Below are 10,162 nucleotides of genomic sequence, written 5' to 3'. Positions count from 1 at the left end.
ACCAATTCCGCCACCTGGGCTTGTTTGAAATTGGGATGCAAATATGACTAATCATCCCTTATAATACAATATCAAACTTCAATATATTTCTTAGAGGAAAAGGCCATTGGCTTATCCGAAAAGAGTGCCTTAGTATTGGCCCAAACGCCTTCAAACAACTCCGAATGACGGTAGGCATTCAAGGCATCGTCATCTTCCCATATGCTATAGGTACTAAATATGTTGGGTTGGCTGTAATCTTTCAAAAGCTCAAGATGCTGGCAACCTGGAAAACTTCTTATTTTATTTTTACTCTCGTTAAAGACAGTTAGAAAATCATCTACCTTATCTTCTTTGAAAGTCATTCGCACTACTCTTATTAACATATTGCTAGTTTAAAGTTCGAAGTTCAAAGTTTAATGGATGCGCTATAATCAACTTTGAACATAGAACATTTAACTTAAAACTTTTTTACTCATCAAAATTAACCATTACCGGACTATCATAATTCAAGCCTAACAACTCCGATGCATTCCCTTGGTTAATACCAATTTCCAATAACCCGATTTCATTAAAAACAACAAAAATATCTCCTGCATCAACGGTAAATACATTCTCATGTATTCTTCGGCTATTTTCTCGGCCAAACTTAATGTTATAAGTTTTTTGTTTACTGAGGATGTCAAATGTCTGTTTATCGATATTGGTAATCAAATTACCGTAATGATCTACCCGCACCACATGCCCGGATATCAAGCTTTTATTGGCCTTTAAATGTCTGCCGAGCATCTTTTTAAAATGCTCAATAGGCTTACCGAGCGATTCTAGTGCATCACCGGCTGCAATGCTTGCTGCCACCTGAGACAAATAAGATTTTGAAGGAAAAGTAGAGGTTTGGTTATCTGTACTTATTTCTATTTGTGCGGTAGCTTCCTGTTCGCTGATCAAACCAAGTAAACCATTATCGGTACAAACAAAATAATGGCCTTCTAATTCTACAGCAATATATTTGTCACCTTGCTGGCCTACAGAATTTATAGCTACCAAATGTACCGTGCCTTTAGGAAAATCACGAAAAACAGATTTTAACACATGGGCACCATGGGCAATATCGCAAGGTGCTATTTGATGGCTGATGTCTACAATGGTTTGGCCAGGGTTCTTACTCAGGATTTTGGCTTTTACTGCTGCTACATAATGGTCACTTTCACCGAAGTCAGATAAAAATGTGATGATGGCCATATAAATTTCTGGAGATTTGGGCTGTGTACTAAATTTATTCCCGTTTGTTCAGCAGTGGTTATTCCACTATTTTTGCTGAACAAAATTAGATAAATTTTGACCATTAAAAATTCCATATAAAATAAATTAGTCTTTGGTAGAAAAAGTCATCACATTAGAGAATGTATCGCTGCTGGATTTTCTGGGAGTAGAAAACAAAAACATTAACGAAGTAGCCTCTGCATTTCCAAAAAGCAAGATCGTTTCACGAGGGAACGAGATTCGCATAAAAGGCACATCCACAGAAATTATTAAAATCAATGAGATTCTTCATTCACTTATTGAGCATTATCATAAATATGGTAAAGTAACGGAAGAGAATGTGCAAAACTATCTGGCGCAGGAAGTTGAGGAGCGACTGACTGATGAAGAGGAGGTGCTCATCTATGGTACACGTGGTTCAGCTATCAAACCAAAGACTATTAACCAGCAAAAGCTGGTATATTCTGTAAAGCAGAATGATCTTGTATTTGCTTTAGGACCTGCCGGTACAGGTAAAACCTATATTTCTGTTGCCTTAGCGGTAAAGGCGTTAAAGAATAAAGAAGTTAAGAAAATCATCATTACTCGTCCGGCTGTTGAGGCAGGGGAGACGTTAGGCTTCCTTCCCGGTGATTTAAAAGAAAAGCTTGATCCGTATCTAAGACCGATCTACGATGCATTGCACGACATGGTGCCATCGGAAAAGCTGCGTTATTATATGGAGAATAATGTCATTGAAATTGCGCCATTGGCTTACATGCGGGGGCGAACACTGAATAATGCATTTATTCTGTTGGATGAAGCTCAGAATACTACGCCTATGCAGATTAAGATGTTTTTAACGCGTATGGGACCTGATTCCAAAGTGATTGTTACGGGTGATTCATCTCAAATAGATCTGCCTAAGAAGCAAAAATCTGGTCTAATTGAGTCTATAAGAATTTTGAAAGACATTAAGGGAATTGGGTTTATTGCATTGTCTGGTAAGGATGTAGTGCGTCACAAGCTAGTGAAGGAGATCATCTCAGCGTATGACGAGCAGGAAAAAAATGAAAATCAATGACACTGGTTGTTAAGGATATTTCCTCAGAAGAGGAGATGAAACAAGCCTTTGAAATTAGAAGAATTGTATTTGTTGAAGGCCAAAACGTTCCTTTTGAGGAGGAGTTGGATCAATACGAAGATGAATCACATCACTTGCTAGCCCTTTATAATAATGAACCCGCAGGAACGTGTAGATGGAGGTTCACCAAAGATGGCATTAAACTGGAGCGCTTTGCAGTTATGGAAGCCTACAGAGGCAATAAAATTGGCAGCGCTTTGGTGGAAACCACTTTGAATAAAATAAAGGCGCACCCCGATTATAACGGACAAATGCTCTATCTTAACTCACAATTAGCTGCAGTCTTCCTCTACAAAAAGTTTGAGTTCAAAGAAGTAGGCGAGGAGTTTCTGGAGTGCGATATCCGGCATCAAAAAATGATTAAATATTTGTAAGATGTACAAGTGGCTGCCTTTTGCTCTGGTAAGGGTCACCTTCTTTTACATTATTGGAATTCTGCTTGGAGTATATGTTGGTGATGTTCTCACAGTTAATGAGGCTTTCTATCTGACCGCTTCTTTATCTGCAGTTGCCTTTGTAAGTTTCCTTCTCCTAAGAAAAGAGAGGTTTGTTCGTTATAACCTTATTTTCTCCGTTCTCACATTCTTAACAATCACTTCCTTTGGTTTCTACAATCTAAAGCTCAATGACGATTCACTAAAGGCCAATCACCTTTCCAGGTTCGATACAATTTCTGCTTTTACAGCTATGGTTGATGATATTGGCTATGAAACCGACAAGACTCATCGTTACCTTTTAAAAACACATTCTATTAATGATGGGGGCTGGAAAGAAGCTACAGGCAATTTGTATCTCTATTTAAGCAAGGATTCTGAGACTCAATTAAGTTATGGTGATGTTGTTTTAATAAAAGGTGCACCCAATGAGTTGAACGGTCCGATGAATCCTGGCGAGTTTGATTACAAGCAATTTCTCTCATTCAAAAACATCGATTTTCAGTATTATTCTACAGGCGACAATTTGGATATTGTTGGTTCGGGTTACGGTAATCAAATGCTCTCCAAGGTGTATGAAATGAGAAATTATGTGGTGGAAGTACTTACCAACGCCATTGATACTGAACGTGAACTTAACATAGCCAAGGCATTGATCATAGGTGTAAAGGATGGCCTAACCGATGACATTAAGCAAGCATATTCTGCATCTGGCGCTATGCATGTATTAGCCGTTTCCGGCCTACATGTGGGAATTATTTATGCCATTGTACTACTTGTTTTCGGTAAACTACAATCCTCAAATTATGGGAGGTGGTACCTTGCTTTTATTACCGTTTTTCTGCTTTGGACGTACGCTGCTGTTACGGGCTTTTCGCCATCCGTTTTACGAGCTGTAACTATGTTTACTTTTGTAGCCATTTCAAAGGCTTCGCTCAGAACCACAAATATTTACAATACGCTTTCAGCCTCGGCTTTCGTGTTGTTACTTTTTAATCCTTATCTGATTATGTCAGTAGGGTTTCAGCTATCTTATCTGGCTGTCATTGGTATTGTTTACATACAACCTAAAGTGTATAATTTATGGATACCACAAGCATATTTAGCTGATAAAATCTGGCAGATAACAAGTGTATCCATAGCAGCTCAAATGGCCACATTTTCGTTGGGGTTATTATACTTTCATCAATTCCCAACATTCTTTTTGCTTTCTAATCTGGTAGTAATACCGGGAGCATTTTTAGTGCTGCTAGGTGGTATATTAACCATAGTTACCAGTTTTTATGCACCGTTATCGGTATTTATTGGGGGCTTACTAAAGTGGTTAATTTTTGCTATTAATGAAGTTGTATTTTGGATAGAAAAACTACCCCATAGCATTGTTGAAGATATCTACATCAACACGACTGAAACATGGCTGATTATAGCAATGCTGTTCTGCCTGTTATTAGCGACCGAGAGAAGATCGGCTAAGCTTGTTTATTTATCACTTGCATTATCATTCTGTTTCTCTTTTTCAAAATGGTCACATATTTATGCCAATTCTCAGCGGGATAGCCTCACCGTGTATCGGGTAAATAATCACCTTTCCATTGAGTTTATTTCCAAAGGTCAGTCAGAAGTTTATACCGATACTATTTTATTCTATGATCAGGATAAAATGCGTTTTCATATTGAACCCAATCAGTTGCGCTCAGGAGTTTTTCATTCCATGCTAAGTGCAAGAAAAACAGAAGCTCCATATGAGTGGTTAGCATGGAAAGACAAAAAAATATTGATATTGAATGACCGCATCGATTTAAAATCAACCAACATACCAGAGCATTGTAATCTATTGATTTTGTCAGATAACTTTTCTGGTGATTTGGCACTATTAGATGGAATGATAAACTTTGATTTATTGATTTTGGACGGCTCGCTTAAATACTATCGAGCCACTCCGCTGTTTGAAAAAGCGAAAGAATTAAACTATCCGGTTTATTCGGTTTTTCATGATGGCGCTTACCAACAAACTATATAACCTATGGAATTTGTACAGTACGAAGTAGAAAATAGAATTGCATATATCACACTCAATCGCCCTGATAAGCGTAATGCGCTCAACTATCAGGTTGTTGCTGAACTAAAAGAGGCATTTAGTCAGGCTTCAATGGATGAAGAAGCAAAGGTGGTGGTTTTAAAAGCAAACGGAGCTGCATTTTGTGCCGGAGCAGATTTAGCTTATTTACAGCAACTTCAGAAAAATACATATGAAGAGAACTTAGAAGACAGCTCTCATTTAAAAGAGTTGTTCTATCAAATTTACACCTTAAATAAGGTTGTAATTGCACAGATAGAAGGCCATGCCATTGCGGGCGGCTGCGGACTAGCCACGGTTTGCGATTTTTCGTTTACCGTGCCTGAAGCCAAATTTGGTTACACAGAAGTAAGAATCGGTTTTATACCTGCCATTGTTAAAGTATTCTTGCTTAGAAAAATTGGTGAAATCAAATCCAAGCAGTTATTACTTACAGGTGAGTTAATTGATGCCGCAAAAGCTGTAGAACTTGGGCTGATCAACGAAATTTCAGATGCCGAAAACATCAAGACTAGAGTGAATGAATTCGCTCAAATGCTAATTGAGAAAAATAGTGGCCAGTCAATGGCATTTACTAAACAGATGATTGCCGAGGTACAGAGCAAGACCTTGGAAGAAGGCCTGCAATACGCAGCAGAAATGAATGCAAAGGCCAGAGCCAGTGAAGATTGCCAAAAAGGAATAGCGGCATTCCTAAACAAAGTGCAAGTGAACTGGTGATCAAATTAGCCTTTTCTGATAAATACATTTATAAACTTCCTGATGGTCATCGGTTTCCCATCGATAAGTATGAAACTGTAAAGGAGCAGCTTGTCTATGAAGGAACTGTAAAAGAAAGTCAAATCGTAGACCCGGGTTTGGTGGATGAACAATGGATACTTCAGGCTCACACTGAAAAGTATTGGAAGAGTCTTCATGAACTTACTATTTTAGAAAAAGAGCGAAAGAAAATCGGCTTACCGCTCACAGAGCTATCCGTAAAGAGAGCCAGAAATAGTGTGGCAGGCACATTGTTTGCTATTGATGAGGCACTTAATCATGGACTTGGCATTAACTTGTCAGGCGGCACACATCATGCTTATGAAAGTCATGGAGAAGGATTTTGCCTATTAAATGACCTGGCCATTGGCAGTAAATATCTCCTGAATCAAAAGTTAGCTTCTAAAATTCTCATTGTTGATTTAGATGTACATCAGGGAAATGGTACTGCTCACATCTTTAGAAAAGAAGACCGAGTGTTCACCTTCTCTATGCATGGGAAAGGCAATTATCCAATAAAAAAGGAGCAGTCGGATTTAGATATTGAATTACAGGATAGAGTAAGTGATGACGAATATTTATCTAAACTTCAAACAGTGCTTCCATATTTAATAGAGAAAGTAAGCCCTGACTTTATTTTATATCAGTCAGGAGTAGATGTAATGGAAGGTGATAGACTGGGCAAAATGGCACTTACCAAAGAAGGGGTAAAACAGAGGGATTCATTTGTTTTAAATTGTGCTAAACACAACGGCATACCGTTAGCAGTTACAATGGGAGGCGGTTATTCTGCCAAATTCACAAACCTGGTTGAGGCACATTGCAATACAGTGAGAGTGGGTCTTGATTTGTTTCAATCTTAATTAGTATTCTTAATTTAGAATAAGTGCCAGAAATTCACGCCATATTAAAAAAGTATTGGGGCTACGATACCTTTCGTCCGCTACAGGAGGATATTATCCATGCCGTATTGGAAGGGGAAGATGTGTTGGCACTATTGCCAACAGGAGGTGGCAAGTCGATTTGTTTTCAGGTTCCTGCTTTGGCTAAAGAAGGCATTTGCATTGTCATCACGCCACTTATTGCACTCATGCAAGATCAGGTGGAGCAACTTAAAAAGAGAGGAATCAAGGCAGTAGCAATTAATTCAGGAATGAATAAGCGAGAAATTGATCTGAACTTAGATAACTGCATTTATGGAGATGTGAAATTCCTTTATGTTTCTCCAGAACGATTAACTACCGACTTATTTAAAGAGCGGGCTCTTAAAATGAATATCAGCCTGATCGCTGTGGATGAAGCGCACTGTATTTCTCAATGGGGGTACGATTTCAGACCATCGTATTTGGACATCGTTGAATTTAGAAGACTGATACCAGATATTCCTGTAATAGCACTAACGGCCACAGCTACACATGAAGTAAGGGAGGACATACGAAACAAGCTTGAATTTAGAAATCAAGGGAAGTTATTTGAGAAAAGCTTTGCGCGTAAAAACCTGAGCTACTCAGTGAGGAGCGTTGATGACAAGGAGAAGAAGCTTATTTCTGCTTTGAAGAGTGTTAATGGTTCGGCCATTGTGTATGTAAATACCCGAAAGGCCACAAAAGAAATAGCCACATTACTATATAGAAACGGCATGTCAGCCGAGTTCTACCATGCAGGACTTAGGCATGAAGAGCGAAGTTTAAAACAGCAAAAGTGGGTTCAGAATAAAGTGCGGGTGATGGTAGCTACCAATGCGTTTGGTATGGGTATCGACAAGCCCGATGTTCGGTTCGTAATTCACATGAACCTGCCAATGGATTTGGAATCATACTATCAGGAAGCTGGTAGGGCAGGGCGTGATGAGAAAAAGGCCTTTGCGCTAATCATATTAAACAAGGCTGACATTCTGGAGCTAAAGGAGCGAGTGCGGTTGCAACATCCAAGTACTGAAATGCTAAAAAGAGTCTATCAATCGCTGGCGAATTACTATAAACTGGCAGTAGGTAGTGGTGGAGATATTAATTATGATTTTGATTTACACCAATTTTCAGAAAACTATAAATTAAACCATTTAGAGGTATATAATGCCTTAAAAAAGCTCGAGGATGAAGAATTACTTCAGTTCAATGAAGGCTTTTATTCACCCTCCCGCCTGAGTTTTGTAGTTGATAACAAAGCACTTTATGAGTTTCAAATTGCCAATGCCAAATATGATCCACTGATAAAAGCGATACTCAGAATTTATGGGGGCGAGTTGTTTTCCAACTATTTAAAAATATCAGAATTGCAGATTGCCAAATTTCTGCAGACAGATGAGCCCATCATTGTATCTTCCCTGCTAAAGCTGGATGAGCTGGGAATCATCTCCTATGAGAAGCAAAAGGATAGTCCACAGGTTGTGTTTATTGAACAAAGGCATGCAGCTGAAAATCTGCCTCTTAATCATTCACGGTTAAAGCAGCGTTCTGAATTAGCTCATGCTAAAATGAATGCCATAATAGATTACGCTTTAGATGATAAAAGATGCAGAACGGCCCAGCTATTAGACTATTTTGGAGAACACACTTATGACGAATGTGGCGTTTGTGATGTGTGCATTGCCAAGAAGAAAAAAGAACATATTCATGAACAGCATCAGTATCACCATCAGATTCTGGCTGCAACAGAATCAAAATCTTGGGTTATTGATGAGTTGTTAGAACAACTCAACCCCAAAGATAAAGAGGAATTCCTTGAGACTATCAGGCAGATGGTAGATACAGGGGAGCTGGAGTATGATGAACATTGGTTGTTGAGGAAGGCATAGCAATACTAGTGTAAATCAGCGACAAAATTGGAGTTAACCTTACGAAGGTTTGAAACCTTAGTAAGGTTGATCATACAACAAAACTAGCTCAAGTCTGCGACTTGTGCTTAAAAATGAAAACAAGAGTCTGTGACTCGATAAACAAATTAAAAACTAAATGAGTGTAAAATATAAAATAAGAGACCAAACCAAACTTCACTTTGTTACTTTTTCGGTAGTGGAATGGATTGATGTTTTTACACGCAATATTTATAAAGATGTATTAATTGAAAGCCTAACCTACTGTCAAAAGTATAAAGGTTTAGTAGTTTATGCTTGGTGTATTATGACTAATCATGTGCATTTGATTATATCCTCCGAAGATGGTTTCAAGCAAGAAGATATTCTAAGAGATTTGAAAAAACACACATCTAAAAAGTTGATAAAATTGATAAAGGATAATCCTCAGGAAAGTCGGAAGAATTGGATGTTGTGGCTATTTAGTTCTGCAGGTAAAAGAAATAGTAATAATAAGGACTTTCAATTCTGGCAGCAAGATAACCATCCAATCGAACTCAATTCAAATGAAATGATGGATCAAAAGTTGACCTATATCCATAATAACCCTGTTGAAGCAGGCATTGTTGATGAAGCTGAAAACTATTTATATAGTAGCGCTAGAGATTATTCAGGTAGAACAGGCATGATTAAAATTAGCTTTATCCAATAATAAAAATCTACCCTTAATTGCCGGGTTATAAACCCTTATTGTCATAGTTTGTCACAAGTTAAAAACTTGCGCCAGTTGTGACCAGATCTTTAGAAAACAATAGCGCAAGTCTGCGACTTGTGCTCATAAATGGTATTGAGAGTCTGTGACTCGATAAATTAGGAACAAAATAAAAATATAATCTTACTCAATTATTGGGCTTCAATTGATTTTATCAAATATTGACGAATTAAGGTAAAATGCCCGGGTTACAAACCCTGATGTTCATCTAAGGACACAAGTTTTAAACTTGCGCCAGTTTTCGTTTTTTAAATATTTCTTAAAACAAAAAAACCTCACTGAATCAGTGAGGTTTTAGAGGCGCTGAGCGGATTCGAACCGCTGTAGAAGGTTTTGCAGACCTCTGCCTAGCCACTCGGCCACAGCGCCATCATGCAAATGAAGTCGCAAACTTATGCATTCTTTGCTTTTACATCAATACTTTATTCTCTTTTATAATTAAAGAATTGGCCTTATTGCGTTTAAAACAGTCTCCGCTACTATTTTATGGCCATCAACATTGGGGTGAATTCCATCAGCCAGGTTCAGGTGCTCATTACCTGCAACACCATCAAGCAGGAAGGGTATTAATAAGGCATTATTTTTCTTTGCGAGCGTTGGAAAAATTCGTCTAAATTCGGTGGTGTATTCTTCGCCTAAGTTGGGTGGCACCATCATACCGGCAATAACTAGCTTCACACCGGGGTTTTTAGCTTTTACTTTATCAATAATAGCCTGTAGGTTTTCTTTAGTTTGTTCAAGCGGTAGACCTCTTAATCCATCATTTGCTCCAAGCTCAAGAATAAAAATATCTACGGGCTTCTTTAAAATCCAATCTAACCGATTAAGGCCACCAGCAGTAGTTTCTCCACTGAGTCCTGCATTAATTACCTCGTAATCATTTGATCCTTCATTTAGCTTTTCTTCAATTAGTGCAGGAAAGGCCTGTTCTTTAGATAAACCATAACCTGCAGTAAGACTATCG

General features: G+C 38.3%; 10 protein-coding genes and 1 tRNA gene. 7 read left to right on the top strand and 4 right to left on the bottom strand.

Features of this window, described 5'->3' with window-relative positions; genetic code table 11:
- Positions 1–71: 71 nt before the first annotated feature.
- Together RLO81_RS20185 and RLO81_RS20180 are read right to left on the bottom strand one after the other, a co-directional pair.
- Positions 72–365 carry a putative quinol monooxygenase gene (locus tag RLO81_RS20185; RefSeq protein WP_350116214.1) on the bottom strand — a complete coding sequence of 98 codons (294 nt, stop codon included), beginning with the start codon at positions 363–365 and terminating at the stop codon, positions 72–74.
- An 85-nt stretch (positions 366–450) separates the two neighbouring features.
- Entirely contained in the window at positions 451–1,221 is a 771-nt protein-coding gene (locus tag RLO81_RS20180; RefSeq protein ID WP_350116211.1) for an SAM hydrolase/SAM-dependent halogenase family protein, read from the bottom strand.
- Positions 1,222–1,354: 133 nt separating this feature from the next.
- Between RLO81_RS20180 and RLO81_RS20175 the strand changes: the two genes are divergently transcribed.
- The 7 genes from RLO81_RS20175 (at position 1,355) to RLO81_RS20145 (ending at position 9,138) form a co-directional block, all read left to right on the top strand.
- A complete protein-coding gene (locus RLO81_RS20175) occupies positions 1,355–2,305 on the top strand; it encodes a PhoH family protein (protein WP_350116208.1) in 951 nt (316 codons plus the stop codon).
- Positions 2,302–2,739 carry a GNAT family N-acetyltransferase gene (locus RLO81_RS20170; protein ID WP_350116205.1) on the top strand — a complete coding sequence of 146 codons (438 nt, stop codon included), beginning with the start codon at positions 2,302–2,304 and terminating at the stop codon, positions 2,737–2,739. Before RLO81_RS20175 ends, RLO81_RS20170 begins: the two co-directional genes overlap by 4 nt.
- A gap of 1 nt (position 2,740) precedes the next feature.
- Entirely contained in the window at positions 2,741–4,819 is a 2,079-nt protein-coding gene (locus RLO81_RS20165; RefSeq protein ID WP_350116202.1) for a ComEC/Rec2 family competence protein, read from the top strand.
- 3 nt (positions 4,820–4,822) lie between these two features.
- Complete coding sequence (locus RLO81_RS20160; protein ID WP_350116199.1) at positions 4,823–5,596, top strand: enoyl-CoA hydratase/isomerase family protein; 774 nt, start codon at positions 4,823–4,825, stop codon at positions 5,594–5,596.
- A complete protein-coding gene (locus tag RLO81_RS20155) occupies positions 5,545–6,498 on the top strand; it encodes a histone deacetylase family protein (RefSeq protein ID WP_350116196.1) in 954 nt (317 codons plus the stop codon). The genes RLO81_RS20160 and RLO81_RS20155 overlap by 52 nt, the downstream gene beginning before the upstream one ends.
- 23 nt (positions 6,499–6,521) lie before the next feature.
- Positions 6,522–8,429: a RecQ family ATP-dependent DNA helicase gene (locus tag RLO81_RS20150; protein WP_350116193.1), complete on the top strand. Its 1,908-nt coding sequence runs from the start codon at positions 6,522–6,524 to the stop codon at positions 8,427–8,429.
- 157 nt (positions 8,430–8,586) lie between these two features.
- A complete protein-coding gene (locus RLO81_RS20145; protein ID WP_350116190.1) occupies positions 8,587–9,138 on the top strand; it encodes an REP-associated tyrosine transposase in 552 nt (183 codons plus the stop codon).
- 358 nt (positions 9,139–9,496) lie between these two features.
- Here the strand turns inward: RLO81_RS20145 and RLO81_RS20140 are convergent.
- A tRNA-Cys gene (locus tag RLO81_RS20140) sits at positions 9,497–9,567 on the bottom strand.
- 69 nt (positions 9,568–9,636) lie between these two features.
- Positions 9,637–10,162 (bottom strand): arylesterase (locus tag RLO81_RS20135; RefSeq protein ID WP_350116187.1); only part of this gene is annotated, 526 nt, incomplete at its 5' end.

The organism is Fulvivirga sp. (assembly GCF_040220315.1).
Taxonomy (GTDB): Bacteria; Bacteroidota; Bacteroidia; order Cytophagales; family Cyclobacteriaceae; genus Fulvivirga.
Note: the sequence above shows the minus strand (reverse complement) of the source record. Positions and strands in the feature narration are given on the sequence as shown.